The following is a 26,248-nucleotide window of genomic DNA, read 5'->3' on the forward strand; positions in this document are numbered from 1 at the left end:
AATAAAAAATAAATCGAATATAATTTTCTTTGAGATAAAGAATAATTTTATATAAATATTGCCATGTCTAGCATTCGGATACTAAAAAACTTTCTAGCAATAACAAGGCACAAGAGTGTCGCGGCTGCAGCTAAAGAAATTGGGCTCACGGCCGCAGCAGCAGGCCAGCAACTTGCACAGTTGGAGTCTGAGCTTGGCGTAGAGTTATTTGATAGAACCAAGCGCTCTCTTAGCCTAAATCACCAGGGCAGATCGTTAATAGAGCCTATTCAAGAGATTGTCGCGCGGTATGAGGCCCTGGGTTCTGAATTGAAGTCCGAGCTCAGTGGAACTATTGTTTTGGGGGCTCTTGTTTCAACCTTGATGGGAGCCTTTGGCAGCACTCTCAATAAACTCAAGCAGACCTATCCCAGTCTTGAGGTAAAGCTAATAGCGGGTCTATCCAGCAACTTTTTAGATCAAGTGCTGGAAGGTAGTTTAGATGCAGCGATTGTTACTGAGTCCCCATATGCGTTACCGCAAAATATTCAGTGGACGGAGTTGTACACCGAACCCATGGTCTTGATTTACCCTACAGTTAAAAACGCAAAAGGTGCAGATCCTAAAAATATCGCAAACGACTTACCGTTTATTCGCTTTGAGAGAAACACTTGGACAGGTCATCTGGTAGATCAAACTATTCGATCAAGTAAGTTAAACGTTAAAGAGGGTATGGAACTCAATTCAGTTGAGGCCATCATTGAGCTAGTGCGCCAAGGGCTTGGTTACTCTATTGTTCCCAAGCTAGCCAATATCTCCTGGGAAAGCGACCGCCAACTCAAAATATCCGAACTACCTGGCAAAACAATTTACAGAAAAGTTGGTTTACTAGAAAAACGTAAGCACTCCCGTCAAAACATGACTCAAGAAATAAAAAAGTATTTTTTAGAGCAAGTCAGCACAAAAGAAAAACCACCCCGCGGGGTGGTTTGAAAGTAAATCTATGGAGGTAAAACTAAAGAATGAACAACGAGTTAATGTTATCCCCCAACCTCCTCTCTCCACGATTGGTTTGCTTGCTTTAAGTGCGATATGCTTCAATTTGGTGCAAATAGCTCTATTTAGTAGAATGAACCTTATTTATTAACCCCCCAATGAAGGAGTGCCAATGGTGGCATCAAAGAAAGCGAGAATACCCTCTCGCTTAATCGCAAGTCTTCTCACGGCTGCCCTAGCTCTTCCAGCTGCGGCCCCAGTGGCATTTGCTCAAAATAGCAGCCAACAACAAGCAGCAAAGCTTACGCAAGCACAACTAGAGGCCCTAGTAGCGCCGATTGCACTCTACCCAGATGCACTAGTTTCACAAGTACTAATGGCATCCACCTATCCTTTGGAGATTGCAGAAGCCTCCAATTGGGTTAAATCTAATGCCAACCTGAAAGGTGATGCGCTCAATAAAGCATTGCAACAACAAAATTGGGACGCCAGTGTCAAATCATTAGTGTCTTTTCCACCGGTGCTCGAGATGATGGGCTCCCAGTTAAGCTGGACCCAGCAACTTGGCAACGCAGTATTGGCTCAGCAATCTGATGCCATGAATGCTATTCAAGCATTGCGTGCCAAGGCGAAAAAAGCCGGCACATTAGAGTCAAACTCTCAGCAGACAGTGAGCACTCAAGGCAGTGGCAGCACTCAGACCATCATCATTGAGCCCGCGAACCCACAAGTCGTCTATGTTCCCACTTACAACCCAGCTGTGGTTTATGGCGCATGGGCATACCCAGCCTACCCTCCATACGCATACTATCCACCTGGATATGTAGCTGGCACAGCGCTACTGTCCTTTGGTGTTGGCATGGCAGTTGGAGCGGCACTTTGGGGCGGCTGTCACTGGGGAGGTGGTTACGGCGGTGGGTCATTAACCGTAAATAACAATAACTTCAACAATTTCAATAAGAACACCAATAACAACTGGAATGGCAATCGTAATAGCGGATCTAGCGACTGGAAACCAGATCAACAGCGCCGCAATGCAAACCTAGGTGGTGCGGGCAGTGGGAATCGTAATGCTGAACGAGATCAATTGCGTCAGAACCTCCAACGCGGAGATATGAGCGGCAATCGTTCGGGCGGAGACCGAATGGGTGACCGAAGCGGCGCTGACCGCAGTGGTAATTTTGGCGGTGGCGATAAAACTGCCAGCCGGCCCTCTAGTGGAGATCGATTTGGCGGTGGTGGTGGCTTTGGCGATACACGCGGTGCTCGCTTTGATGGTGGCGGCGATCACTTTGGCGGTGGTCATGGCGGCTTTGGCGGTGGTGGTTTCCGCGGCCGCCGCTAATTACCCATACCCATCTAAATTGATATATACAAAATTTGATTAAAGGAATAAACATGAAGAAGTTTTTTATTGCTGCTAGCCTAGTTCTTGGAATGGCGACTACCCTGCAAACAGCTAATGCAACTACCACCGAAGAATTATTGAAACACTGCCAAGGCGAAGGCAGTAGCAACATCACTTGCCAAATTTACGGCCAAGCTGTTTATGACACTTACCTTGCAACCCGCAACTCAAAAACTGCTCCAACTAAGATTTGCGTCAAGCAACCTGCACCATCGCGCATCCAAGTAGTTGATGAATACATTGCTTGGGCTAATGCAAATCCGGCCAATGGACCAAAGTCTGCAGCAGAAACAATGTTGAAATTTTTAGAGGGCGTATTTCCTTGCGGAAAGTAATACCCTGCATCTCATTGCCAATCAGATGATTGGATGACAAAAGCCACCTGATAAGGTGGCTTTTTTATATCTTCTGTTTTTAAAGGGGGGTTAAAAAATCAGTGATTTTCTTTTGCGTGATTGATCGAATACTTTGGAATCTCAATCACCAAATCCTGACGCGCAACAATAGCCTGGCAAGATAAACGAGACTGAGGGTTTAGGCCCCACGCACGGTCCAATAAATCTTCTTCATTCTCATCTGGTTCATTAAGACTCTGATAACCCTCTTTCACAATCACGTGACAGGTAGTGCAAGCGCAGACCATATCGCAGGCGTGCTCAATCGGAATATTATTCTCTAGCAGCGCTTCACAAATAGAAGTGCCGGGAGTTACCTCAACTACAGCACCTTCTGGGCAATATTCACTATGGGGTAGAACAACTATCTGAGTCATTTTAATAATTTCTTTTCTTAAATTTCTGCAACATTCTTGCCAGCTAAGGCCTTCTGAATACTAGAGTTCATGCGCTTTTGGGCAAAATCATCGGTCGCCTTTGCTGCATGATCAACTGCCTTTCTGAGAATATCGCTATCGGTTTCTTCCGTAAGAATCGTTTGCAAAGTGGCCATCTCATGATCTACTGCAGCCTGCTCTTGAGGGGTTAATAATCCTCGATCAGAATTCAATGCGGTTTGAACGGCATCTAATAGTCGCTGCGCATTCACCTGTTCTTCACGCAAAGATCTTGCCAAAAGATCCACCTTGGCAGAAGCAAAACCATCTTGCAGCATACGTGCAATCTCGGCATCGGTTAAACCATAAGAAGGCTTAATATCAATTGATGCCTGCACGCCAGAACCCTGCTCTGTTGCACTAACTGAAAGCAAGCCATCGGCATCTACCTGGAAAGTCACTCGAATGCGAGCAGCTCCAGCAGCCATTGGCGGAATGCCACGTAACTCAAACTTGCCTAATGAACGGCAATCTTGCGCTAACTCACGCTCACCCTGCACTACCTGAATAGCCAAGGCTGTTTGACCATCTTTAAATGTCGTGAAATCTTGAGCACGCGCTACTGGAATTGGCGTATTACGTGGAATAATTTTTTCCACCAAGCCACCCATGGTTTCAATACCAAGAGACAGTGGAATCACATCCAACAAAAGCCACTCATCATCTTTACTTTGATTGCCGGCAAGCAAATCCGCTTGCATAGCAGCGCCTAAAGCAACTACTTGATCTGGATTGAGATTATTTAAAGGCTTGGTACCAAAGAGTTCCCCAACAGCGCGCTGGACATGAGGCATGCGAGTTGCGCCACCCACCATCACCACACCCTTAACTTCGTCCGCCTTAAGGCCAGCGTCACGCAAGGCCTTCTTTACTGCAACTAAAGTTTTGTTGATGAGGTTCTGAGTAATCTCAAAGAACTGTGCCTGACTGATGCCTACATTCACCACCGTGCCATCAGTAAGCGTTTCATGAACACGAGCCAAAGGGTTGTGACTCAATTGCTCTTTTGCATGCTTGCAAGAAAGCAATAGTCTGCGATGATCCTGAATTGAGAGTGGCGGAAGTTTGGCTTGTTCGATCACCCAGCAATAGAGACGATGATCGAAGTCATCCCCACCTAAGGCGGAGTCACCACCAGTAGAGAGCACTTCAAATACACCTCTACTCATTTTCAAAATTGAGATGTCAAATGTGCCACCACCAAGGTCATAGACCGCGTAGATACCTTCTGAAGCGTTATCTAGACCATAAGCAATAGCAGCAGCAGTAGGCTCATTGAGCAAACGCAATACTTCTATTCCAGCCAACTTAGCGGCATCTTTAGTGGCTTGTCGTTGCGCATCATCAAAATAGGCGGGAACAGTAATGACCGCACCAACGATGTCATCATTCACTGAGTCTTCAGCCAATTGACGTAAACGCGCCAGAATTTCCGCAGACACTTCAATAGGACTTTTATCGCCAGCCACTGTACGTAACTTCAACATGCCCGGCTCGTCTACAAAGTCATAAGGAGTACTTTCAATGTTTTCGACATCGACGATACCGCGACCCATAAAACGTTTGACAGAAACAATCGTGTTCTTTGGATCAGAAACAATGCTTTCAATTGCCTCAAAGCCAGCTTGGGTTCTACCATTAGGCAAGTAACGTACTACTGAGGGGAGTAATTCTCGCCCTTCTGAATCAGGAAGCACCTTAGGTAAAGCATCTCGAACAATTGCCACCAAAGAGTTGGTGGTACCTAGATCAATACCCACCGCAATCCGACGTTGATGCGGAGCAAGCGATTTACCAGGTTCGGAGATTTGTAATAAGGCCATGGGGACTAGAGTGTAAAGCTATACCAAGGCTGAGATAGCATCATCTAGCTCAAGCGCAAACTTATCAATAAATAGCAGACCTCTGAGTAACTCGGCAGCACGCTCATAGTTCTTAGCTCCATCAATCGCTTGTGTGATTTCAGCCAAGGTATCACGCTTGGATTCTTCAACTTCTTCAGCTAAAGCTTCTAATGCGCTGATGTCCTCATCATGATCTTCAAGATATTCACGCCATTCCATTTGCTTCATTAAGAAAGCGGCTGGCATAGCAGTATTCGTTTCTAAGCGAGCATCCACATTATGAAGCTGGCAAAGATAAAGGCCGCGCTGAACAGGGTTCTTGAGAGTCTGAAAGGCTGTGTTGGCTAAGGTAGCCATTTGCATAGCCAAACGCTGCTCGGTATCGCTACCACGTGCATGGCGATCCGGATGCACTTCTTTTTGAATTGCTAGATAAGCCTGATCTAATGCAGACAAATCCAATTTGAATTGCTGATCTAAACCAAAGAAACGAAAGTAATCGTCAGACGCGGAAGGATTCACCACAACCACACTCATCTTTTACATTCGGATTCTGAAACTTAAAGCCTTCGTTCAAACCTTCGCGCACAAAATCTAATTCAGTGCCATCTAAGTAGGCCAAACTCTTAGGATCAATAAAAATGGTGATGCCATTGGATTCAAACTTCGTATCCTCTGGAGCTGCCTCATCCACATACTCCAGTTGATAAGCCAAGCCAGAGCAACCTGTCGTGCGAACACCTAAGCGCAAGCCACAACCTTTTCCACGCTTATCCAAATTGCGCTGTACGTGCTTTGCTGCTTTATCGGTCAAGGTAATTGCCATGATGAATGCCTCTTTATCTTTACTTGGCTGGATGCTTTTCTTTGTAATTAGCCACTGCTGCCTTGATGGCGTCCTCAGCCAAAATAGAGCAGTGAATTTTTACAGGCGGCAAAGCTAACTCTTCCGCAATTAAGGAGTTCTTAATCTCCAAAGCTTGATCCAAAGTTTTGCCTTTAACCCACTCAGTTACCAATGAAGAAGATGCAATGGCAGAGCCGCAGCCATAAGTCTTGAACTTGGCATCTTCAATGACACCCTGATCATTTACGCGGATTTGTAATTTCATGACGTCGCCACAAGCTGGCGCACCGACCATGCCAGTACCCACTTGGTCGTCACCCTTCTCAAAAGAACCGACGTTGCGGGGATTTTCATAATGATCAATTACTTTGTCGCTATATGCCATGGTATTTCCTCGTTATTTCTTTTATCTATTGTTTAGCTTAACTATCTTCAATACGGTTTAGTGCGCCGCCCACTGGATGGTACTGAGATCAATACCATCTTTAAACATTTCCCAAAGCGGGGAGAGCTCACGTAACTTCGCAATCTTCTCTTTCACTAATTTGATTGTGAAATCTACTTCTTGCTCAGTAGTAAAACGTCCCAGGGTAAAACGAATTGAGCTGTGAGCCAATTCATCATTACGACCAAGCGCACGCAGCACATAAGAAGGCTCTAAAGATGCTGAAGTACATGCAGATCCAGATGAGATAGCCAAATCTTTCAATGCCATCAGCATCGATTCACCTTCAACATAGTTAAAACTAATATTGAGGTTATGTGGAACACGATCATCCATGTCGCCATTGACATAGACTTCTTCAATATCTTTTAGACCAGTCAGCAAGCGATCGCGCAATGCACGAATGCGCGCGTTCTCTTCAGCCATTTCGATGCGAGCGATACGGAAGGCTTCCCCCATACCTACGATCTGGTGAACTGCCAAAGTACCTGAACGCATACCGCGCTCATGTCCACCACCATGGATCTGCGCTTCAATGCGGATACGGGGTTTGCGACGAACAAACAAAGCGCCAATTCCTTTTGGACCATAAGTTTTATGAGCAGAAAAGCTCATTAAATCTACTTTAGTTTTCTCTAGATCGATTTCTACTTTGCCAGTAGCTTGCGCTGCATCCACATGGAATATCACACCACGGGAACGGCACAATTCACCAATGCGCGGAATGTCTTGCACCACACCAATCTCGTTATTGACATACATCACTGAAGCCAGGATGGTGCCCGGTTTCATAGCCGCTTCAAGCTGAGAAAAATCAATCAGACCATCTGGCAAAACGTCTAGATAAGTTACTTCAAAACCTTCGCGCTCGAGCTCACGGCAAGTATCCAAGGTAGCCTTGTGCTCAGTCTTCACAGTAATGATGTGATTGCCGCGCTCTTTGTAAAAGTGGGCGGCACCTTTGAGTGCCAGGTTAATACTTTCAGTAGCGCCACTAGTAAACACAATCTCTCTTGGATCTGCATGAACTAGCTGAGCAACTTCTGAACGCGCCCACTCAACGGCTTCTTCTGCAGCCCAACCATAGGCATGACTGCGAGATGCTGCATTACCAAACTGCTCACGCAAGTACGGCAACATCTTGTCCACTACACGCGGGTCAATCGGCGTAGTAGCTGAGTAGTCCATGTATACCGGGAAGTGTTTAGGACTAAACATGGGTATCGGCTGCTGAGGAATCTCTTGTGGTGCGTTCATTTTTTTACTTATCGATTAATAGACTAAGAAGTTAATCTCTTAACTTTGCTGAGCCAGGTTAAAAACAGAATTTACGAGAGGTCGCTTCGGAGCGGCTTCTTTTACTGCTGCAACTGCTGGTGCTGGCTTTTCAGCCTTGGCACTTTCAGTCTTGATTTTCTTGGGGCGCAAATCGTGCAATACGATTCCACGTCCGGATTGCTGCTGCACTAAATCACGTAAAGAGACGGAGCTGAGGTACTCCACCATCTTGGCATTGAGGTTTGACCATAGATCATGAGTCATACAACGGCCATGGCTTTCTTCATCGCTATGGCAATTCCCTTTGCCGCCACATTGGGTTGCATCTAAGGGCTCATCCACGGCAACAATGATGTCTGCCACGCTAATTTCTTCAGACTTGCGGGCCAGGGTGTAACCACCGCCAGGACCACGAGTGCTATCAACAATATTGAAACGGCGTAATTTGCCGAACAATTGCTCTAGGTAAGACAGGGAAATCTTCTGTCTCTGGCTAATTCCAGCCAAAGTTACAGGCCCGTGCGTCTCGCGCAGGGCTAAATCAATCATTGCGGTTACTGCAAAACGGCCTTTGGTTGTAAGTCTCATATGTCACCTTGGTAATGGATTGTTATGGACAGCTAACAGTCGGGCGGGTAATACCCGACCATTCCACTCAACTTTACCATATACCCCACTAATCTGCTCAGGATTAAACAGCATCCCTAGATCGAGCCCCAAAGGCCATCTCCTTAACCTTGGTAAGGCGATCACGGGTGGCTGCCGCCTTTTCAAACTCCAGATTTTTAGCTTCAGAGTTCATTTGCTTCTCTAAACGCTTGATTTCGCCCGCTAGGTCCTTCTCGCTCATATCCTCATAGCGAGCCCGCTCCTGCTCTACCTGCATCTCAGAGCGCTTCTCTTGGACGTCATAGACGCCATCAATAATGTCTTTAATACGCTTTTGGACACCCCGTGGCTCAATCCCATTCGCCTTATTGAAGGCAATTTGCTTGGTTCGGCGACGCTCAGTCTCCCCCATGGCCCGCTTCATAGAATCGGTGATCCTGTCAGCGTACAGAATAGCCTTGCCTTTAATATTTCGGGCTGCCCTACCAATCGTCTGAATTAAGCTGCGTTCAGAACGCAAGAAGCCCTCTTTATCCGCATCCAAAATTGCAACGAGTGAGACTTCGGGAATATCCAAGCCCTCGCGCAACAAATTAATACCCACTAAAACATCGAACACGCCTAAGCGTAAGTCGCGCAGAATTTCTACGCGCTCTACAGTGTCAATATCCGAATGGACGTAACGTACTTTTACACCGTTATCCGACAAGTAATCTGTCAGCTGTTCAGCCATTCGTTTTGTTAGAACGGTTACCAAGACGCGCTCATGCACTTTGACACGCTCATGAATCTGATTGAGCAAATCATCTACTTGGGTGCTTGCTGGCAACACTTCAATTTCTGGATCAACTAGTCCTGTTGGTCTAGCCACTTGCTCCACCACTTGTCCGGTGTGCGTATTTTCATAATCAGCGGGTGTTGCAGAAACAAATACCGTTTGACGCATCTTCGTTTCAAACTCCGTGAACTTCAGTGGTCGGTTATCCATTGCCGAAGGTAAACGGAAACCAAACTCCACCAAAGTGTGTTTGCGAGACTTGTCGCCGTTATACATCGCATTCAGCTGTCCGATGAGAACATGGCTCTCATCCAAGAACATCAAGGCATCATTTGGAAGGTAGTCAACCAAGGTGGGCGGCGCCTCGCCAGGCATAGCCCCTGAGAGATGGCGGGAGTAGTTCTCAATGCCTTTGCAGAAACCCAACTCATTGAGCATCTCTAAATCAAAGCGCGTACGCTGCTCTAAACGTTGTGCCTCAACCAACTTTCCATCTTTAACAAATTCATCTAAGCGAATACGCAACTCAGCCTTAATTGTTTCAATCGCCTTAAGCACCGTGTCACGCGGAGTAACGTAATGCGAACTTGGATAGACAGTAAAGCGTGGAATTTTCTGACGAATTTTCCCAGTGAGCGGATCAAAAAATTGCAAACTCTCAATGACATCATCAAAGAGCTCAACACGCACTGCCAATTCATTATGTTCAGCCGGGAAAATATCAATCGTGTCGCCCCGCACCCGGAACACTCCGCGCTTGAAATCAGTTTCGTTACGGTCGTATTGCATCGCAATTAAGCGCATCAAAATATCGCGCTGACTCATCTTGTCGCCAGGACGCAAAGTCATCACCATGCTGTGATAGTCACCCGGATTACCAATACCGTAAATTGCAGAGACAGTAGCCACAATGATGACGTCACGTCGCTCTAACAAACTCTTAGTAGCAGACAGTCGCATTTGCTCGATGTGCTCATTAATTGACGAATCTTTTTCAATAAATAAATCGCGCGTCGGGACATAAGCCTCTGGCTGGTAGTAGTCGTAATAACTTACGAAGTACTCCACCGCATTTTTTGGGAAAAACTCCCGAAATTCACTGTAAAGCTGGGCAGCCAAGGTCTTATTAGGCGCAAAGATAATGGCGGGACGCCCTGTTCTGGCAATCACATTAGCCATGGTGAAGGTTTTGCCTGAACCAGTAACCCCCAAAAGGGTCTGGAAGGTCAATCCATCCTCAATTCCAGCTACTAAAGCATCGATTGCGGCCGGCTGGTCCCCGGCTGGTGGAAATGGCTGATAGAGCTGAAAAGGCGAATCTGGGAAGGAAACGAACTTATCTGCATCCAGGTCGTGACCCACCTCGCCCAAAGGATCAGCTACAGGGCTTTTCTTGCTTTCAACAACTTTGGAATTTGAGGAACTTTTAGGCAACTTAGGGGGCATCTCAGCTATCATTTCACCTGTGACTTTTAGTTCACAGCGAATTTTGTACAAACATTGATTTTGCCGTTTTTATTTGGAAATAGTTGAATCTAGCCTCAAAAACAGTCATTTAAAGTAAATTTAACTGAATTTAACGTCAATTAAGCCTCAAATACCTCTTTTAACCTACATTACTACCCCATTTTTGACCCTCAAATGAACCTTTTCACTTCAGTCCAGCTAGCCCCTAAAGACCCTATTTTTGGCCTCACAGAAGCCTATGTCGCCGATCAACGCGCAGACAAGGTCAACTTAGGCGTTGGCGTGTATTACACCGATGAAGGCAAGGTACCTCTTTTGAAGGCAGTAATTAAGGCTGAAGAGGCAATTGTTGCGAAGCACTCTCCGCGTAGCTACATTCCAATCGAAGGCCCGAACCCTTACAACAGCGCAGTTCAGAACTTGTTATTTGGTGCCGACTCTTCACTCATTAAAGATGGTCGTGTTGTAACTGCCGAATGTCTTGGTGGCACTGGCGCCTTGCGCGTTGGTGCGGACTTTATCAAGCGCCTTAATTTGAATGCGCCTTGCGCAATTAGCAACCCTACCTGGGAAAACCACCGCGGTATTTTTGAATCTGCAGGGTTTGAAGTACTTGAGTACACCTATTTCGACGGTAAAACTCGTGGTGTTGATTTTGATGGCATGGTGAAATCTCTAGAGTCTTTTCCGAAGTTCACCACTGTCTTATTGCACGCTTGCTGCCATAACCCAACTGGCGCTGATATTACTGAAGCGCAATGGCGTCAAGTCATTGATATTTGCAAAGCAAAGCAACTCATTCCATTTTTAGATATGGCTTACCAAGGCTTTGCTGCTGGTATTGAGCAAGACGGTATTGCGGTGCGCTTGTTCGCTGAATCCGGTATGTCTTTCTTTGTATCCAGTTCCTTCTCCAAATCATTTTCACTCTATGGTGAGCGTGTTGGTGCCTTATCGATCGTGACTCAAAGCAAAGATGAATCCACGCGTGTTCTTTCTCAATTGAAGCGTGTGATCCGCACAAACTATTCCAATCCACCTACACATGGCGCAGCGATTGCTGCCGCTGTTCTGAACTCACCAGAACTAAGAAAGCTCTGGGAAGATGAATTAGCTGAGATGCGTGATCGCATTAAAGCAATGCGTCAGGGGCTGGTACAAAAATTGGCTGCTGCTGGCGTTAAGCAGGACTTTGCTTTTATTGAAGCTCAGCGCGGCATGTTCTCTTACTCAGGCTTAACCGCTGAGCAAGTAGAGCGTTTACAAAAGGAAGATGGCATTTATGCCCTCTCCACCGGTCGTATTTGTGTGGCTGCCCTCAATACCAAAAATATTGATAAGGTAGCCAAAGCAATCGCCCGCGTATTGGCGTAACAACGCGTAATAAGCGGTTACACTGAATCATCAGGAGGCAACATGCTATATCAGTTACATGAATTTCAAAAAGCTTTACTTCAACCAGTAAGCTCATGGGCTCGAGCAGCATCTGAGGCATTCATCAATGCTTCAAACCCTGCTTCAAAAGTTCCAGGCTCTGATCGTTTGGCTGCTAGTTATGAACTGCTATACCGCCTAGGTAAAGATTACAAAAAACCTGAGTTTGGTATTCGTGCAGTTCAGGCTCATGGTCGCGAAGTGGCCATTCATGAAAGAACAGTTCTAGCTAAACCATTTTGCAATCTAATTCGCTTCAAGCGTTTCTCTGATGATCTTGATGTCATTAAGAAACTGAAAGACGATCCAGTTGTATTGGTTGTTGCCCCATTATCTGGACATCACTCCACATTATTGCGTGACACCGTGCGCACACTCTTGCAAGACCACAAGGTATACATTACCGATTGGATTGATGCTCGCATTGTTCCTGCTGACGCCGGCGATTTTGGTCTAGATGATTACGTTCATTATGTACAAGACTTCATCCGCACTATTGGTGCTGAGAACTTACATGTGATCTCCGTTTGCCAGCCAACAGTGCCTACACTAGGTGCGATTTCTTTGATGGCCTCTGCTGGTGAAAAGACCCCTGCCTCCATGATCATGATGGGCGGTCCAATTGATGCGCGCAAGTCACCAACTGCGGTTAATAACTTAGCCGACCAAAAGTCTTATGACTGGTTTGAAAGCCATGTAATTTACAAAGTACCACCAAGCTACCCAGGCGCTGGACGCAAGGTTTATCCAGGCTTCTTGCAGCACACCGGCTTTATTGCCATGAATCCTCAGAATCACTTGCAGTCACATTGGGACTATTTCCAAAACTTAGTGCGTGGTGATGAGCAAGATGCAGAAGCTCATATCCGTTTCTATGATGAGTACAACGCCGTCCTTGATATGGATGCCAAGTTCTACTTAGACACGATTAAGACGGTATTCCAAGACTACTCACTTCCAAACGGCACTTGGGCAGTATCTGGTGATCTAGTGAAGCCACAAGATATTAAGAACACTGCTCTTCTCACCGTTGAGGGCGAGTTGGATGACATTTCTGGTAGCGGACAAACCCGCTCAGCACATGCTTTGTGTGCAGGCATTCCGAAGGCTGACAAAGACCATTACGAAGTTGCGGGCGCTGGCCACTACGGCATCTTCTCTGGCCGTCGTTGGCGCGATAAAGTGTATCCAAAAATTAAGTCGTTTATTCGTGAGCATCAAGGTGTTCAGAAAAAAACAAAAGCTAGACCTCCAAAACTGGGCACTAAGAAAGCTGCATAATTCAGCGGCGCGACTTTAGGGTCGCGCTTCTAGTTTTAGGGCTCGAAAATTGCAATGGACATCAAGCAGACGAAAGAACTTGCCGATCGTCTCGAGGACATTCTTCCTCAAACTCAATGTACCAAATGCAGCTACCCAGACTGCAGAGCATACGCAGAAGCGATGGCGACAGGTGAGGTTCTGCCTAATCGTTGCCCACCGGGAGGCGTAGAGGGCATAAAAAGGCTCAGTACCATCCTGGCACCCATTTTTCCCCAGGATGCCTTTGAACTGCATCCCACGATCAACCCTGAATGCGGTGCAGAGCGCCCAAGGCCTGTTGCTTTTATTGATCCCAAGACTTGTATCGGCTGCACCTTGTGCATCCAAGCATGTCCTGTAGATGCCATTATTGGCGCCTCAAAGCAAATGCATGTGGTCTTGAGTGATTGGTGCACTGGTTGTGATCTTTGCATACCACCCTGCCCGGTAGATTGCATCTCCATGATTGATATTACCGGTGAGAAAACTGGCTGGGAAGCCTGGTCACCAGAATTAGCAGGGCTTGCACGAGCGCGATATGAAGCGCGCGATCTACGATTGGATCGTGAGCAACGCGACAATGATGAACGGCTAGCAAAGAAAGCAGCTGCGAAATTGCAGGCAGTCAATGCAGAAAGCCCAGATTCAGAGGCTGCCTTAAAAGAGCAAGAGAGAAAGCGCGCCATCATTGCCGCAGCCATTGCGAGAGCACAGCAAAAAAATGATGAATCTTGAAAAGCGCCAGGCCTTCTTTGAATTACTCAGAGAGAATAATCCCCATCCTGAAACTGAACTGGAATACAGCTCACCGTTTGAATTACTCATCGCGGTTTTGCTATCAGCACAGGCAACCGATATTTCAGTAAATAAAGGTACTCGCCAGCTGTTTAAGATTGCCAATACACCTCAAGCACTTCTTGACCTAGGAGAGGATGGTGTGAAGCCCTTCATTCAGCACATTGGCCTATTTAATTCCAAGGGCAGGCACATTCAGGAAACTTGCCAACTCCTCCTGGATAAACACGGCGGCGAAGTTCCGCAAAATCGCGAGGAGTTAGAAATGCTTCCAGGTGTCGGTAGAAAAACTGCGAACGTCATTCTTAATACTGCCTTTGGTCAACCCACTATGGCAGTCGACACCCACATCTTTAGAGTCTCCAATCGGACAGGATTGGCGCCTGGTAAAGATGTTGTAAAAGTGGAAGAGCAATTACTCAAGCGTGTACCAAAAGAGTTTTTGATGGATGCTCACCATTGGCTTATTTTGCATGGTAGATATACTTGCAAAGCACGAAACCCAGATTGTGAGCAATGCATTGTTGAACCACTCTGCGGCTTCAAACAAAAAACTGGGAAAGGAAAAGTTCGTGGCAATATTTAACCCCACTCGCGAAGAAGTGCGTCGTTTTTTTTGTGACACCTGGAAAAAGAAAACTGAGGATCAAATCCTGACACCAATGGAAATGATTGCTAGTGACTGGATGGTAGAACACCCGGAATATCATGCAGTGTTGGCGGATCCAGAGGGTGCGGTTGCGCAAGACTACACACCAGAGCGTGGTGAGACCAACCCCTTCTTGCACCTCTCAATGCACCTGTCGATTAGCGAGCAAATATCCATTGATCAACCGCCAGGAATAAAAGAGGTTTTCGAAAACCTGACTAAGAAACTAGGGTCCAAGCATGAGGCACAGCACGCCATGATGGAATGTCTTGGACAGGTGATGTGGGAAGCGCAGAGAGAAGGCCAACCCTTAAGCCCCGAGAAATATTTAGAGGCATTAAAGAAGCTAAATTAGCTGGCAAGCCTCATCAATGCCGCTTAACAAGCATCCTTTTACTCAACACTACGGTTGATACCACCAGAAAAGCAAAAACCATATTCATCAAGGTTAGCCGATCGCCTAGAATAAGACTGGCTGCAATTAGCGTACAGAAAGGTTGCATCAGTTGCACTTGGCTTACTCTGGCAATCCCGCCAATAGCCAGACCTCCATACCAAAAGAAAAAACCAAGATACATCGGAAATAAGCCGAGGTAAAAGAAACTCATCCAAGTCAAAGAGCTGGCACCCCAATAAGCAGTATTAAATGAGAAATAGGTTGCCACCAGATTCACCGGCAATGAAATAACTAAAGCCCAGGAAATCACTTGCGGTGGGCTCATCTTGCGAGATAACTCACCACCTTCCACATAGCCAATACAGGCACAAATACCACCAAGCACTAAGAGGACGTCAATATGGGTGAAACTCCCGGAGTTTTTAAGGAGTGCATAAACTACAACCAATCCCGCGCCCAGTATTGAAACTAGCCAAAATCCGAGCGATGGCCGCTCCTTAAAGCGAATAACGCCGATCACAGTAGTAGCCAAGGGCATCATGCCCAAAATCACCGCGCCATGGGCTGATGAACCATCTTCCATTGCGATTGTTGTCAAAATTGGGAACCCAAATATCACCCCTAGGGCAATAACCACCAACTTCATCAAGTCGGACCGAGCGGGAAATGGTGCCCTTGTATACAAGAGATAAGCCAAAGCAAATAGACCGGCTAAAAGAGCTCTACCAAAAGCAATGAAATAGGGATTAAAGCTGACTAAGACAATCTTTGTAACAGGCAATGTGAGACTAAAAATAAGTATGCCAACAAAGCCAATCAGCATTCCCTTAGTTTCTTTATTCACCGTCACCTTTGGGGTAAAAATAATACTAAGCAGTTTTTATGAAAGTGCTGCAATCGCAGACTTAATGGCTGCAGGTAGTTCTTGTGCTAATTGTTTTCTAGCCTCTAAATTCATTGCAGGGGTTTGCTGTGTCTTTTGCGACCATGCAGATCCAGGAAAGAATGCATCATCCTTATACCTTGGGATGACGTGCCAATGAATATGTGGAACCATATTTCCGAGCGCCGCAATATTGACCTTATCTGGGCGCATTACATGACGCACCGCCTCCTCTACCGCGAATACTAAGGTCATAAGATGCTCGCGCTCACCATAGCTCAAGTCAGTCATTTCTGCGACATGGCGATTCCAGATAACGCGGCAAAAGCCAGGGAGGTCAGAATCATTTACGAGGATGATGCGGCAGTCATCTCCGCGCCAAATCAACTGGCCTTCTTCAGGCTTGAGTTCGTCTTTACAAAGTACACAATTCGTCATGTGAAGAATGTAAACGAAAACGGCACCTAAGTCACCCTTATGGGGTTAATTAGGTGCCGCGGCAGTATTGGTGTACTACTGCTTGCTACATACTACTTAGGGATTTCTTAGTGGAACTGCTCTTCTTCTGTAGAACCAGTCAATGCCGTTACTGAAGACTTACCACCTTGGATCACAGTAGTAACATCATCGAAGTAACCAGTACCAACTTCTTGCTGATGCGATACGAATGTGTAACCACGATCACGAGCAGCAAATTCTGGCTCTTGTACTTTCTCGATGTAAGCAGTCATACCACGCTGCATGTAGTCTTGCGCCAAGTCGAACATGTTGTACCACATTGAGTGAATACCAGCCAATGTGATGAACTGATACTTGTAACCCATTGCACCTAATTCGCGTTGGAACTTCGCAATTGTTGCGTCATCCAAGTTCTTCTTCCAGTTGAAAGATGGTGAGCAGTTGTAAGCCAACATCTTGCCTGGGAACTTCGCACGAATTGCTTCTGCAAATTTACGAGCAAAGTCCAAATCAGGCGTACCTGTTTCGCACCAAACCATATCGGCATAAGCAGCGTATGCCAAGCCACGGGAGATCGCTTGATCCAAGCCCTTACGTGTTTTGTAGAAACCTTCAGCTGTGCGCTCACCTGTCAAGAATGGCTTGTCATTTGCATCGTAATCAGATGTCAACAAATCAGCAGCTTCAGCATCAGTACGAGCCAAGATAATTGTTGGAACACCCATTACGTCAGCTGCTAAACGTGCAGAAATCAATTTCTGAACAGATTCAGTAGTAGGCAGCAATACTTTTCCACCTAAGTGACCGCACTTCTTAACGGAAGAGAGTTGATCTTCGAAGTGAACGCCAGCTGCACCCTGCTTAATCAATGCCTTGCTTAATTCAAATGCGTTTAATACGCCACCAAAACCAGCTTCTGCATCGGCAACGATTGGAGCAAAATATTCAATATAACCAGCATCACCTTTATTGATGCCTTTAGCGGTTTGAATTTCATCAGCACGTTGGAATGAATTGTTAATGCGCTCAACCATCTTTGGAACTGAGTCAACTGGATACAAAGATTGATCTGGGTACATCGCTGCATATGAGTTACCGTCAGCAGCAACTTGCCAACCTGACAAGTAAATAGCTTGAACGCCAGCTTTAACTTGTTGCATTGCTTGTCCACCAGTCAATGCGCCTAAACAGTTAACGTAAGCCTCGTTGTTAACCAACTCCCAGAGACGCTCTGCGCCATGCTTAGCCAATGTGTGCTCAATCTTCAATGAGCCACGAAGACGTACAACGTCCTCAGCTGTGTATCCACGTGTAATACCCTTCCAGCGTGGATTGGTATCCCAGTCTTTTTGTAGTGCTGCGATTTCTGCTTTGCGATCTGCCATGTTTTTCTCCCTAAGTTAACAAGTACATCAAATATTTGGACATTTAAGTCTTATGTCTTATATAAGAGTGTAAGTGTCTGGGAAAAGCATGCAAGAACTATTTCTCAATTAAATAAAATTATTTAATTCAATTAATTCAATAATTTATGAAATTCATTTTGTAATATGAAATGGTCTATCAAGAGGCGATAGAAAGCCTAAGCCTAGATATTGCACTGCATTTTGCGTACGGTAATGTCTTTTCACATTATGAAAAGTTAGAAGGTATCTAGGTGGTTTTTGGACTGCTGATGGCAGCAACCTTAAATCCAGTCAAGATAATCATGAGCTGCAGAAAAGCTACGCCCACAAAAAGCAATTTGGGCAAACCGATATCTAGGAAGATTCCGAAGATTAGTGGGCTCATTGCCGCACCGAGATCGATCCCCGAATACACGATGCCGTATACCCGACCCGACGAACCAGACGGCGTTGCAGAACGAATCATTAAATCACGTGATGGGGCAGCGATACCTAGACCCAAGCCAATGACAATGAAGGCGATCACGATTAGCTCGATTGGTATCAAGCCTGTTGCTAATAAAAGCCCCATGACTATATTTACAGTAAAGCAAATCGTAATAATGCGTTCAGGCACTTTTAATTTGCTAGCCAGATAGCCACCTAAAAGCATTCCTCCAGCGCCACCCATAGACATGAGCGTGAGATAGTAATTGCCATTGCTTACCGCTATCTCATAAATTTTAAAAAGGGCTGTAGGCGCGAAAGATTGCAGGCCGGTAGTTGCAGCCATACTGAAGAAAAAGAAAATCCAACAAAGCCAGACAACAGGTAGCTTCAGAAAGCCAAAGGTACTCATTGGTGCACCGCCAGGATTCTTTTGGGCATGGCTCGCCTGAGATTCTTCTCGTCTTGCGCGGACGTCGTCAATTAAGCGCGCCCTACCCAGCCACAGAGTCAGCAAGATCAGGACCTCGACTACTGCAGCAGATAAAAAGGCGATACGCCAATCAGCAACACTAGCAATTGCAACCATGAAAGCTGGAGCTGCGGCCCAACCGATATACCCTGTTACGCCATGAATGGAATAAGCGTAAGGCAAATTCGGGGGTGATATTTTGTGATTGATCAGTGTGTAATCCACTGGATGAAAGATGCCGTTACCGCAACCGGCAATCACTGCACCTAGGACCAACATGGCATAGCCATTACTTTGGGAATATGTGAGCGCGGCTAATGCCAGTAAACCCACTCCAGCAAATAAAACGGGCCGAGCCCCAATGCGATCAACTAAAAATCCAGATGCTGCTTGAACAATGCAGGAGGCCACAAAAAAGATGGTCATGAGCAAACCTAGCTCTGCATAGTTAAAGCCAAACTCCGCCTTCAACCATGGGAACATGGGTGGCAAAATTAAATGAAAGAAATGGGAGCTGCCGTGAGCCAGGCTAATAAGACCAACAACCCGGACATCACTGGCGCGTCTCATTACTAGGGCGTCAGTCATGTTCCGAGTTTACTGGCACAGGAAAATTCCTGCTGAAATACAGCGGTATTACTTGCTAAAGCTGAAATCGCCGTTCTTATCGACACCCACAGGAACTGTGTCCTTAGGGCCAAACTTGCCTTCCAAGATCATCTTGGACACTGGGTTCTCGATATATTGCTGAATCGCACGCTTCAGCGGTCTCGCCCCAAATACGGGATCAAAACCGACCTCTGCAATCTTGCTAAGTGCGGCATCACTCACCTCCATCTGCATATCGACCTTTGCCAAACGATCTGACAAGTTCTTGAGCAAGATCTTCGCGATATTGGCAATATTGCCTTTATCCAAACCATGGAAGACCACAATCTCATCAATACGATTTAAGAACTCTGGTCGGAAGTGATTCTTCAACTCTTCAAATACCGCATCTTTAATCTCAGACTGCTTCTTATCTGTCATCGACTGAATCAGATGTGAGCCGATATTACTAGTCATCACAATCACCGTGTTCTTAAAGTCCACAGTACGGCCTTGACCATCGGTTAAACGACCATCGTCCAATACTTGCAAGAGCACATTAAAGACATCTGGATGTGCTTTTTCAATCTCATCAAACAAGATCACGCTATATGGATGACGACGGACTTGTTCGGTTAAGTAACCACCCTCTTCGTAACCAACATAACCTGGAGGCGCGCCAATTAAACGCGCAACACTATGCTTCTCCATAAACTCACTCATGTCGATACGGATCAGGTGATCTTCACTATCAAATAAGAAGCCAGCCAAAGCTTTGCAGAGCTCAGTCTTACCAACACCAGTGGGGCCCAAGAATAAGAATGAACCATAAGGGCGATTCTCTTCAGCAAGACCGGCACGTGAGCGACGAATCGCATCAGATACCGCACGAATAGCCTCTTCTTGACCAACCACACGCTTATGCAGAAGCTCTTCCATCTTCAATAGCTTATCGCGCTCACCCTGCATCATCTTCGATACCGGGATACCAGTTGCACGAGACACTACTTCAGCAATTTCTTCTGCGCCTACTTGCGTACGCAAGAGCTTGTTCTTGACGACGCCATCTTTATCACCTTTTGCTTCTGCAGCGGCGGCAGATTTGAGCTTAGCTTCCAGCTCAGGCAATTTGCCGTATTGCAATTCAGCAACTTGCTCCAACTTACCATCGCGCTGGAGCTTAGCAATATCGGCACGAACTTTTTCAATCTCTTCTTTGAGATGCGCAGCACCCAGCACGGCACCTTTTTCTGCTTTCCAGATTTCTTCTAGATCAGCATACTCAGCGCCTAAGCGCTTGATCTCATCTTCAATGAGACCAAGGCGTTTTTGAGATGCTTCATCTTTTTCTTTCTTCACTGCTTCACGCTCAATCTTGAGCTGAATGAGGCGACGCTCAAGCTTATCCATCACCTCCGGTTTGGAGTCAATTTCCATCCGAATACGTGAACCAGCCTCATCAATGAGATCAATCGCCTTATCCGGTAAGAAACGATCAGTAATGTAGCGATGTGACAGCTCTGCTGCTGCTACGATCGCAGGATCGGTGATCTCAATACCGTGGTGAAGCTCATAACGCTCTTGCAAGCCACGCAGGATTGCAATAGTCGCCTCAACGCTAGGCTCTTCCACCATGACCTTTTGGAAACGGCGCTCAAGCGCTGGATCTTTCTCAATGTATTTACGATACTCATCTAGAGTAGTTGCGCCGATGCAATGCAATTCGCCGCGCGCTAAGGCGGGCTTGAGCATATTGCCGGCATCCATGGCTCCGTCACCCTTACCAGCACCAACCATCGTATGAATTTCATCAATAAAGATGATGGTTTGACCTTCGTCTTTAGCAACATCACTCAGAACAGCTTTGAGGCGCTCTTCGAATTCGCCGCGATACTTTGCACCAGCCAATAGCAAAGCCATATCCAACACGAGGACGCGCTTATTCTTCAGGGTTTCAGGAACTTCGCCATTAATAATGCGTTGGGCAAGACCCTCTACGATGGCAGTCTTACCAACACCTGGCTCACCAATCAGCACCGGATTATTTTTACCGCGACGTTGCAAGATCTGTATGGTGCGACGAATCTCATCATCACGACCAATCACGGGATCGAGCTTGCCCATACGAGCACGCTCAGTTAAATCGACGGTGTATTTCTTTAAAGCCTCACGTTGACCTTCGGCATCTGCACTATTCACTGATTCTCCTCCGCGCACTAAATCAATAGCCGCCTCTAACGATTTACGATTTAAACCATTCTCACGAGCAATCTTGCCGAGCTCGCCCTTATCATCTGCCACAACTAGCAAGAAGAGTTCGCCAGCAATAAATTGATCATTGCGTTTATTGGCTTCTTTCTCACAGAGGTTGAGCCAATTACTTAAATCACGGCCAACCTGAACTTCACCACTAGTGCCCTGCACTTCTGGCAAGTTACTAATGAGCTTTTCGGTAGCTTTCTCAAGACCAGGAACATTGACGCCTGCGCGGGTTAACAAACTCTTGGCACCGCCATCTGAATCACGCAACATGGCCAACAATAAATGGGCTGGCTCGATATATTGATTGTCTTTTGCCAAAGCAAGGCTTTGCGCCTCGCTAAGCGCCTCTTGAAACTTGGTAGTTAATTTATCTATTCTCATTTTTTAGTCCTATCTACTTCAACTATTTTTATCTATTTCTACCTATAGAATATAGGGTCATTCTTCATAATTTCAAGTCTGTTAGACCTCTTTTTAAGTGAAATTTTCCCTATTTTGACCTGGCTTGTTTACCTCCTAGAGTGTGCTGATGGCAGCTATTACGCCGGGATTACCAACCGCCTAGAACATCGCTTGGCAGCCCACAATTCAGGGGAAGGCGCTCGTTATACAAGAGCCCGTAGACCAGTCGTCCTTTTGGCCACGCAAGAGCACCCAGATCGATCTGAAGCCTCTAAGGCCGAGGCTAGATTAAAGAAGTTGCCTAGATCAGAAAAATTAGGTTTCTTTAAAACCTAAAACATGGGTACGGTTTAAGCAGGATCCCTTAGCCTTAAAGGCACTACTTGGCTCTTAAAGCCTCTTGCTAGAGCTTTTTTCAAGATCTTATAAATATCCAGGTCAAATTCAGACTCTCCTGAGTCAGCCAATTCATAAAGCTCTTCCTCATTGATCGCTGTTCCTAGATAACGCCAGCGATCCACTACATGCATGTGACCAGCCTCTTTGATTGCAATAGGTCCTGGGTAAGGCCAAACCTGAACCTGAAACAACTCTAGGGCAGTTTTGAGTTGTAAATTATGGAGCTCGATTGATGATTCTCCAATACAAGCTCCACCACATTGCTTGACTTGGTAACCAAAGCAAGGTTTAGCCTCAATGCGTTTTTCCAAGCCGAGTAGCGCTTCACAGAGACGATATTTTTTCGCAATCGCCTTGAGATAGGAGTTAGCCTCTCGCTTGCTGTAGAACAAACCATAGAGATTTTCCTGAACTCCAGGATTGAGCTCGCGATGACCCACTAGGCGAGGAGTCAGGACACCCTGCTCATCAGAATCTAATTGCCAGGCACATAAATCCTTGGAGCGGCGCAATTTAATGTTCAAACTAGGCATCCGCTCTTTAATAAGCCTAGACTCCAAAATTAAAGCGCCTAATTCTCCACTTGTCTCAATCCAATCAATATCCCTAATCTGCATCGAGAGTTTCATTTCCTTGCGCTGAGTCAAAGCACCCTGAAAATGCCCCATCACTCTGCTACGCAAAGAAATACTTTTACCGATATACAAGGGAACTCTGTTCTCACCATAAAAAATATAGCAACCAGGCCCTTCTGGAATCGAGTCCACCAAGGCTTTATCAATGTTGGGTGGCAAGCTTGCATTACCAATCAGTTGATTAACTGCTTTTAGTAGAGCCTCACGCCCCAGCTTTGCTTCACATACTCGCCAAAATTGAAGTAGTAAATCGGCGTCACCTAATGCACGATGCCGCGAGCTAATCTTGAGATCATGCACACTGATGATGGTATCTAGATTGTGTCTAGTCTGTTCAGGGAATAACAATCGAGAGAGCTTCACAGTGCAAAGCACTTTGGGTTTGAAGTCGATGCCCACTCGCTTAAAAGATGCCTTCAAAAAACCATAGTCAAAACGAGCGTTATGGGCCACAAAAATCTTACCCTCTAGCTCTCGCGCAATTTCTGTTGCGAGTCCCTCAAAAGGCGGTTGATTGCTTACCATTTGTGGACGGATGCCAGTCAGGCTTTGGATGTTTTGCGGAATAAATGTCTGCGGATTAATGAGGCTCTCCCAGATCTCCACACGATCATCCACTAGGGATTTAATTCCTACCTCCGTAATACGATCACGCTCAAAATGGGATCCCGTTGTTTCAATATCAACAAAGGCTAATGGAAGGTATTCATACTCACTAAATGACATGAGGGATGAGGAATTACTTTTTACCTTGATACTTGGCAATACTCGCTTTGAGGTCACTGTACTCTTCACAACCAAACAGACAAGCCTTATCCAGTCTAGCCAACATAGCCTCTGCCCCAGGTAGATCCTTCTTCATCAAGAGCAGTTCACCGTAATACTCCATGGCTGATCTGTGATCTGGATCAATCTTCAGGGCTGCTTGGTAATACTTCTCGGAGGCAGCTAAATCTGGCGGCTGTTTTTTTCGCAGACTATAGCCCATAAGATTATTCCAGTCCGCAGAATTCACTTCATTCGCTGACTGTAGCTGCTTTAATGCTTGATCATAGTTATTAGAGTTAATACTGGCTCGCGCATCCGTTAGCCATGCAGGATCAGATTTTGTCGGAGCTGTATCAGCAGCCATAGAAACTATCCATGGTGCTACTGCCATCACAATCGAAGCAAATATTTTTCCAGTTAAATTCCAACTCAAGGACTTGATCATATAGAGCGTTATTTTTATCCTGCTTTGTGTAGATAGTCGCCAAAACTAAAAATAGAGTTTGGTCCCAATGGAACATCCTCCACCTTCTTAAAAGGCGCTTTGATTACCCTCTGCACCTCACCCTTAGATGGTTTATTGACCTTGGGCTCTGGATATGAAAAAGTTTGGCGCTCTGGGGCAGTTTTAGCCTCGCTAAATCGTGGTACATAATCCTTGATGGCATCAGAAAGGCTCACATTGGCCATGCAGCTGAGCATATAAGTCTCTAGGGATTGATACAACTCACTCGCGATATCGCAAGCCTCAACCTTACGTTTCTTGATGTAATTCATGGCTAAGACTACATCTTTGATAGTGACCATTCTAGGGTCCTGCAGGAGCATGTAACCCCCATTGCGACCTTTGGTACCCTTGACAATTCCTGCTGCCCGCAATGCACTAAGCAAAAGCTCTATTCTGCTTACGGACAATTTTTGACGTTGCGCCAATTCCAATCCAGTAACAGGCTGCACCCCATTGGAGTGGGAAGCTATGTCCACTAGGGTATTTAGGGCGGCTTTGACAGCTGTATTAACGTTCATGATGAATTTGGCAGATATATTGAATTTCAGAAAGTATCAAGTTGAATGGGTATTTTTGCAGGGGGTAAAGCTTTAACCCTTTTGAATCCATGGTTGTCATTAACCTAAATAGGGCCTCAGCTCTGCCAGGAGATTTTTAAATTGCTCAGGTCTAAGAAACTGGCCAAGCTCGACGCTCTGCCCTGTTTGCGCAATCGAAAATACTTTTGCGTGCTCTTCTGGCTGAGATAGCCTGGCCCAGCGGGTATTAAATTCCATCACAGTCTCTTTGTAAGCAATAAATTTCCGCACAATGAGACGTGTGCCATTGATCTCAATCTCTTCATAATCCAAGGCATGTCGGCAGTAAATCAAAAAACCAGCCGTGACTGCAGTTAACTCAATCGCAGTGAAGATCAGGATTATTTTTACTCCAGCCAATAAAAAACCTGTGGCTACAGTTAAGGAAAGAACAACCAGAGCGATGTAAAACTTGAGAAGCTGTCCTGGCGTCAATGCACAATTGCGCCGCATTTTCCAAGTTTTCATACTGATTGAGGGCGTGGTTTAGCTGTTGGCTGCTTTAACTTTTTTAGCTTTCTCAAGCTGGTCAGCACTGCGCTGCTGAAAATCAACCATCGTGTGATAACCCATTTGATAGCAAGGACAATGCTTACCAAGAATCCATCTCGCAAGCTTAACCCGTAATTTTTGCATCATCTTGATTCTCCTCTGAATTACGACAATTTAGCTGAAATCCGGAATTACTGCTGAGAGTGACACCTTTTTAAGCACTCAGCAAACTTATTTGAAATCCTTTAAATTCAAAGCATGAATAAGTCTTCACCAAATGCTTTCTGGATTCCACTTTTCCCGCTGGGAACTACCTTATTTCCAGGCGGTATTATTGCCCTCAAAATATTTGAGGCGCGTTATTTAGACATGATGAAGCGTTGCCTGCGAGAAGATGCTTCTTTCGGTGTCGTCAGCATTCTTGATAGCAACCCCAGTGAGGCGGATGCCAATGCAGGAGCCCACTTTTCAAACGTTGGTACCTTAGCGAAATTGGAAGAATTTGACGCAGTGCAGCCTGCCCTCTACATGACTAAGTCCTATGGGACGCAACGCTTTAAGTTAATCTCCGTTAAACAAGAAGCTGATGGCTTATGGATGGGTGAAGTTGAGCTCATAGACCCGGATCCTGAAATGCCCTTACCTAAAGAGCATGAAAAGGTAGCCGCACTACTTCAAGAAATTATTTCTGTCATCAGAAGTGAAGATCTGCTTGGAGATGATGCATTCAAAATGCCAGCAAACCTAGATGATTGTGGATGGGTTGCCAATCGATTGGCTGAACTCTTGCCGCTCCCTCCAGCACAGAAGAACCATTTGCTTGCTCAAAGTAACCCTAGAATCCGACTCGACTTAATCTCCGAAATTATTGAGGATGATGGCTTACGTAATATCGTGATTCATTAACGAT

The 26,248-nt window shown here is 45.8% G+C and carries 28 protein-coding genes; 10 read left to right on the top strand and 18 right to left on the bottom strand.

All coding sequences use genetic code 11. The annotated features are described in order from the left end of the window. The first annotated feature begins 63 nt into the window (after nucleotides 1-63). The 3 genes from GQ359_RS06855 to GQ359_RS06865 all read left to right on the top strand — a co-directional run bounded on the left by GQ359_RS06855 (nucleotide 64) and on the right by GQ359_RS06865 (nucleotide 2,718). On the top strand, nucleotides 64-972 hold the full coding sequence (locus tag GQ359_RS06855) for a LysR substrate-binding domain-containing protein (protein ID WP_215386193.1): 909 nt from the start codon (nucleotides 64-66) through the stop codon (nucleotides 970-972). A gap of 175 nt (nucleotides 973-1,147) precedes the next feature. After that, nucleotides 1,148-2,320 carry a DUF3300 domain-containing protein gene (locus GQ359_RS06860; RefSeq protein WP_215301383.1) on the top strand — a complete coding sequence of 391 codons (1,173 nt, stop codon included), beginning with the start codon at nucleotides 1,148-1,150 and terminating at the stop codon, nucleotides 2,318-2,320. A gap of 53 nt (nucleotides 2,321-2,373) precedes the next feature. After that, nucleotides 2,374-2,718: a Rap1a/Tai family immunity protein gene (locus GQ359_RS06865; RefSeq protein WP_215386195.1), complete on the top strand. Its 345-nt coding sequence runs from the start codon at nucleotides 2,374-2,376 to the stop codon at nucleotides 2,716-2,718. Nucleotides 2,719-2,816: 98 nt separating this feature from the next. Here GQ359_RS06865 and fdx read toward each other — a convergent pair whose 3' ends face one another. The 8 genes from fdx to uvrB form a co-directional block, all read right to left on the bottom strand. Continuing rightward, nucleotides 2,817-3,155, bottom strand: coding sequence for an ISC system 2Fe-2S type ferredoxin (fdx, locus tag GQ359_RS06870; protein WP_215301387.1), 339 nt, complete (start codon nucleotides 3,153-3,155; stop codon nucleotides 2,817-2,819). A 17-nt stretch (nucleotides 3,156-3,172) separates the two neighbouring features. Further along, on the bottom strand, nucleotides 3,173-5,038 hold the full coding sequence (gene hscA, locus GQ359_RS06875) for a Fe-S protein assembly chaperone HscA (RefSeq protein ID WP_215386197.1): 1,866 nt from the start codon (nucleotides 5,036-5,038) through the stop codon (nucleotides 3,173-3,175). 18 nt (nucleotides 5,039-5,056) lie between these two features. Further along, the gene (hscB, locus tag GQ359_RS06880; protein WP_251367848.1) at nucleotides 5,057-5,581 is read right to left on the bottom strand and encodes a Fe-S protein assembly co-chaperone HscB; all 525 of its coding nucleotides are present in this window, start codon (nucleotides 5,579-5,581) and stop codon (nucleotides 5,057-5,059) included. Next, a complete protein-coding gene (iscA, locus tag GQ359_RS06885; RefSeq protein WP_215301393.1) occupies nucleotides 5,562-5,885 on the bottom strand; it encodes an iron-sulfur cluster assembly protein IscA in 324 nt (107 codons plus the stop codon). Before iscA ends, hscB begins: the two co-directional genes overlap by 20 nt. A gap of 19 nt (nucleotides 5,886-5,904) precedes the next feature. Continuing rightward, nucleotides 5,905-6,291, bottom strand: a complete 387-nt coding sequence (gene iscU / locus GQ359_RS06890) for a Fe-S cluster assembly scaffold IscU (RefSeq protein WP_215301395.1) — start codon at nucleotides 6,289-6,291, stop codon at nucleotides 5,905-5,907. Between the two features lie 57 nt (nucleotides 6,292-6,348). Beyond that, the gene (locus tag GQ359_RS06895) at nucleotides 6,349-7,608 is read right to left on the bottom strand and encodes an IscS subfamily cysteine desulfurase (protein WP_371822420.1); all 1,260 of its coding nucleotides are present in this window, start codon (nucleotides 7,606-7,608) and stop codon (nucleotides 6,349-6,351) included. 39 nt (nucleotides 7,609-7,647) lie between these two features. Beyond that, nucleotides 7,648-8,217, bottom strand: a complete 570-nt coding sequence (locus GQ359_RS06900; RefSeq protein ID WP_215301396.1) for a Fe-S cluster assembly transcription factor — start codon at nucleotides 8,215-8,217, stop codon at nucleotides 7,648-7,650. 103 nt (nucleotides 8,218-8,320) lie between these two features. Continuing rightward, a complete protein-coding gene (uvrB, locus tag GQ359_RS06905) occupies nucleotides 8,321-10,474 on the bottom strand; it encodes an excinuclease ABC subunit UvrB (protein WP_251367958.1) in 2,154 nt (717 codons plus the stop codon). Between the two features lie 183 nt (nucleotides 10,475-10,657). Between uvrB and GQ359_RS06910 the strand changes: the two genes are divergently transcribed. From GQ359_RS06910 to GQ359_RS06930, 5 genes are read left to right on the top strand one after another with little or no spacing between them, the layout of a single operon-like run. Beyond that, nucleotides 10,658-11,857 carry an amino acid aminotransferase gene (locus tag GQ359_RS06910; protein ID WP_215386202.1) on the top strand — a complete coding sequence of 400 codons (1,200 nt, stop codon included), beginning with the start codon at nucleotides 10,658-10,660 and terminating at the stop codon, nucleotides 11,855-11,857. Between the two features lie 42 nt (nucleotides 11,858-11,899). Next, nucleotides 11,900-13,198: a polyhydroxyalkanoate depolymerase gene (locus GQ359_RS06915; RefSeq protein ID WP_215386205.1), complete on the top strand. Its 1,299-nt coding sequence runs from the start codon at nucleotides 11,900-11,902 to the stop codon at nucleotides 13,196-13,198. A 54-nt stretch (nucleotides 13,199-13,252) separates the two neighbouring features. Further along, the gene (gene rsxB / locus GQ359_RS06920) at nucleotides 13,253-13,954 is read left to right on the top strand and encodes an electron transport complex subunit RsxB (RefSeq protein WP_215386207.1); all 702 of its coding nucleotides are present in this window, start codon (nucleotides 13,253-13,255) and stop codon (nucleotides 13,952-13,954) included. Beyond that, nucleotides 13,944-14,600 carry an endonuclease III gene (gene nth, locus GQ359_RS06925; protein WP_215387926.1) on the top strand — a complete coding sequence of 219 codons (657 nt, stop codon included), beginning with the start codon at nucleotides 13,944-13,946 and terminating at the stop codon, nucleotides 14,598-14,600. The genes rsxB and nth overlap by 11 nt, the downstream gene beginning before the upstream one ends. Next, nucleotides 14,593-15,018: a DUF1841 family protein gene (locus GQ359_RS06930; protein ID WP_215387927.1), complete on the top strand. Its 426-nt coding sequence runs from the start codon at nucleotides 14,593-14,595 to the stop codon at nucleotides 15,016-15,018. Before nth ends, GQ359_RS06930 begins: the two co-directional genes overlap by 8 nt. Before the next feature lie 13 nt (nucleotides 15,019-15,031). Here GQ359_RS06930 and GQ359_RS06935 read toward each other — a convergent pair whose 3' ends face one another. From GQ359_RS06935 to clpB, 5 genes are all read right to left on the bottom strand, one after another. Next, nucleotides 15,032-15,904 carry a DMT family transporter gene (locus GQ359_RS06935; RefSeq protein WP_215386209.1) on the bottom strand — a complete coding sequence of 291 codons (873 nt, stop codon included), beginning with the start codon at nucleotides 15,902-15,904 and terminating at the stop codon, nucleotides 15,032-15,034. Between the two features lie 36 nt (nucleotides 15,905-15,940). Next, a complete protein-coding gene (locus GQ359_RS06940) occupies nucleotides 15,941-16,381 on the bottom strand; it encodes an HIT family protein (protein ID WP_215386212.1) in 441 nt (146 codons plus the stop codon). Between the two features lie 107 nt (nucleotides 16,382-16,488). Next, nucleotides 16,489-17,787: an isocitrate lyase gene (aceA, locus tag GQ359_RS06945; RefSeq protein ID WP_215301409.1), complete on the bottom strand. Its 1,299-nt coding sequence runs from the start codon at nucleotides 17,785-17,787 to the stop codon at nucleotides 16,489-16,491. A gap of 268 nt (nucleotides 17,788-18,055) precedes the next feature. After that, complete coding sequence (locus tag GQ359_RS06950; RefSeq protein WP_215386215.1) at nucleotides 18,056-19,294, bottom strand: MFS transporter; 1,239 nt, start codon at nucleotides 19,292-19,294, stop codon at nucleotides 18,056-18,058. A gap of 48 nt (nucleotides 19,295-19,342) precedes the next feature. Then, nucleotides 19,343-21,937 carry an ATP-dependent chaperone ClpB gene (gene clpB / locus GQ359_RS06955; RefSeq protein WP_215301413.1) on the bottom strand — a complete coding sequence of 865 codons (2,595 nt, stop codon included), beginning with the start codon at nucleotides 21,935-21,937 and terminating at the stop codon, nucleotides 19,343-19,345. Between the two features lie 114 nt (nucleotides 21,938-22,051). Between clpB and GQ359_RS06960 the strand changes: the two genes are divergently transcribed. Continuing rightward, nucleotides 22,052-22,294: a GIY-YIG nuclease family protein gene (locus tag GQ359_RS06960; protein ID WP_215301415.1), complete on the top strand. Its 243-nt coding sequence runs from the start codon at nucleotides 22,052-22,054 to the stop codon at nucleotides 22,292-22,294. A gap of 14 nt (nucleotides 22,295-22,308) precedes the next feature. On the opposite strand, the gene GQ359_RS06965 is transcribed toward GQ359_RS06960, so the two are convergent. From GQ359_RS06965 to GQ359_RS06985, 5 genes are all read right to left on the bottom strand, one after another. Beyond that, on the bottom strand, nucleotides 22,309-23,775 hold the full coding sequence (locus GQ359_RS06965) for an exonuclease domain-containing protein (protein WP_251367849.1): 1,467 nt from the start codon (nucleotides 23,773-23,775) through the stop codon (nucleotides 22,309-22,311). Then, entirely contained in the window at nucleotides 23,732-24,193 is a 462-nt protein-coding gene (locus GQ359_RS06970; RefSeq protein WP_251367850.1) for a tetratricopeptide repeat protein, read from the bottom strand. Before GQ359_RS06970 ends, GQ359_RS06965 begins: the two co-directional genes overlap by 44 nt. A 26-nt stretch (nucleotides 24,194-24,219) precedes the next feature. Then, nucleotides 24,220-24,786 (bottom strand): Rrf2 family transcriptional regulator, encoded by a 567-nt coding sequence (locus GQ359_RS06975; protein WP_215386231.1) that lies wholly within the window; start codon nucleotides 24,784-24,786, stop codon nucleotides 24,220-24,222. Between the two features lie 99 nt (nucleotides 24,787-24,885). Further along, a complete protein-coding gene (locus tag GQ359_RS06980) occupies nucleotides 24,886-25,314 on the bottom strand; it encodes a DUF2244 domain-containing protein (protein WP_215386233.1) in 429 nt (142 codons plus the stop codon). 18 nt (nucleotides 25,315-25,332) lie between these two features. Beyond that, nucleotides 25,333-25,485 carry a hypothetical protein gene (locus GQ359_RS06985; protein WP_215301420.1) on the bottom strand — a complete coding sequence of 51 codons (153 nt, stop codon included), beginning with the start codon at nucleotides 25,483-25,485 and terminating at the stop codon, nucleotides 25,333-25,335. A gap of 111 nt (nucleotides 25,486-25,596) precedes the next feature. On the opposite strand from GQ359_RS06985, the gene GQ359_RS06990 reads away from it, so the two are divergent. Continuing rightward, nucleotides 25,597-26,244: an LON peptidase substrate-binding domain-containing protein gene (locus tag GQ359_RS06990; protein WP_215386235.1), complete on the top strand. Its 648-nt coding sequence runs from the start codon at nucleotides 25,597-25,599 to the stop codon at nucleotides 26,242-26,244. Nucleotides 26,245-26,248 lie beyond the last annotated feature (4 nt).

Origin of the sequence: Polynucleobacter sp. AM-7D1, from assembly GCF_018688455.1 — a bacterium.
Lineage (GTDB): Bacteria > Pseudomonadota > Gammaproteobacteria > Burkholderiales > Burkholderiaceae > Polynucleobacter.

Excerpts from the sequence above, each read along its gene's own strand:
- iscA (WP_215301393.1), bottom strand. The coding sequence starts at position 5,885 with ATGGCAATTACCTTGACCGATAAAGCAGCAAAGCACGTACAGCGCAAT.
- GQ359_RS06900 (WP_215301396.1), bottom strand. The coding sequence starts at position 8,217 with ATGAGACTTACAACCAAAGGCCGTTTTGCAGTAACCGCAATGATTGAT.
- GQ359_RS06975 (WP_215386231.1), bottom strand. The coding sequence starts at position 24,786 with ATGAACGTTAATACAGCTGTCAAAGCCGCCCTAAATACCCTAGTGGAC.
- GQ359_RS06940 (WP_215386212.1), bottom strand. The coding sequence starts at position 16,381 with ATGACGAATTGTGTACTTTGTAAAGACGAACTCAAGCCTGAAGAAGGC.
- rsxB (WP_215386207.1), top strand. The coding sequence starts at position 13,253 with ATGGACATCAAGCAGACGAAAGAACTTGCCGATCGTCTCGAGGACATT.
- GQ359_RS06990 (WP_215386235.1), top strand. The coding sequence starts at position 25,597 with ATGAATAAGTCTTCACCAAATGCTTTCTGGATTCCACTTTTCCCGCTG.
- GQ359_RS06985 (WP_215301420.1), bottom strand. The coding sequence starts at position 25,485 with ATGATGCAAAAATTACGGGTTAAGCTTGCGAGATGGATTCTTGGTAAG.
- clpB (WP_215301413.1), bottom strand. The coding sequence starts at position 21,937 with ATGAGAATAGATAAATTAACTACCAAGTTTCAAGAGGCGCTTAGCGAG.
- GQ359_RS06980 (WP_215386233.1), bottom strand. The coding sequence starts at position 25,314 with ATGAAAACTTGGAAAATGCGGCGCAATTGTGCATTGACGCCAGGACAG.
- uvrB (WP_251367958.1), bottom strand. The coding sequence starts at position 10,474 with ATGATAGCTGAGATGCCCCCTAAGTTGCCTAAAAGTTCCTCAAATTCC.
- GQ359_RS06865 (WP_215386195.1), top strand. The coding sequence starts at position 2,374 with ATGAAGAAGTTTTTTATTGCTGCTAGCCTAGTTCTTGGAATGGCGACT.
- GQ359_RS06855 (WP_215386193.1), top strand. The coding sequence starts at position 64 with ATGTCTAGCATTCGGATACTAAAAAACTTTCTAGCAATAACAAGGCAC.
- GQ359_RS06915 (WP_215386205.1), top strand. The coding sequence starts at position 11,900 with ATGCTATATCAGTTACATGAATTTCAAAAAGCTTTACTTCAACCAGTA.
- fdx (WP_215301387.1), bottom strand. The coding sequence starts at position 3,155 with ATGACTCAGATAGTTGTTCTACCCCATAGTGAATATTGCCCAGAAGGT.
- hscA (WP_215386197.1), bottom strand. The coding sequence starts at position 5,038 with ATGGCCTTATTACAAATCTCCGAACCTGGTAAATCGCTTGCTCCGCAT.
- nth (WP_215387926.1), top strand. The coding sequence starts at position 13,944 with ATGAATCTTGAAAAGCGCCAGGCCTTCTTTGAATTACTCAGAGAGAAT.
- GQ359_RS06910 (WP_215386202.1), top strand. The coding sequence starts at position 10,658 with ATGAACCTTTTCACTTCAGTCCAGCTAGCCCCTAAAGACCCTATTTTT.
- GQ359_RS06895 (WP_371822420.1), bottom strand. The coding sequence starts at position 7,608 with ATGAACGCACCACAAGAGATTCCTCAGCAGCCGATACCCATGTTTAGT.
- iscU (WP_215301395.1), bottom strand. The coding sequence starts at position 6,291 with ATGGCATATAGCGACAAAGTAATTGATCATTATGAAAATCCCCGCAAC.
- GQ359_RS06950 (WP_215386215.1), bottom strand. The coding sequence starts at position 19,294 with ATGACTGACGCCCTAGTAATGAGACGCGCCAGTGATGTCCGGGTTGTT.
- aceA (WP_215301409.1), bottom strand. The coding sequence starts at position 17,787 with ATGGCAGATCGCAAAGCAGAAATCGCAGCACTACAAAAAGACTGGGAT.
- GQ359_RS06860 (WP_215301383.1), top strand. The coding sequence starts at position 1,148 with ATGGTGGCATCAAAGAAAGCGAGAATACCCTCTCGCTTAATCGCAAGT.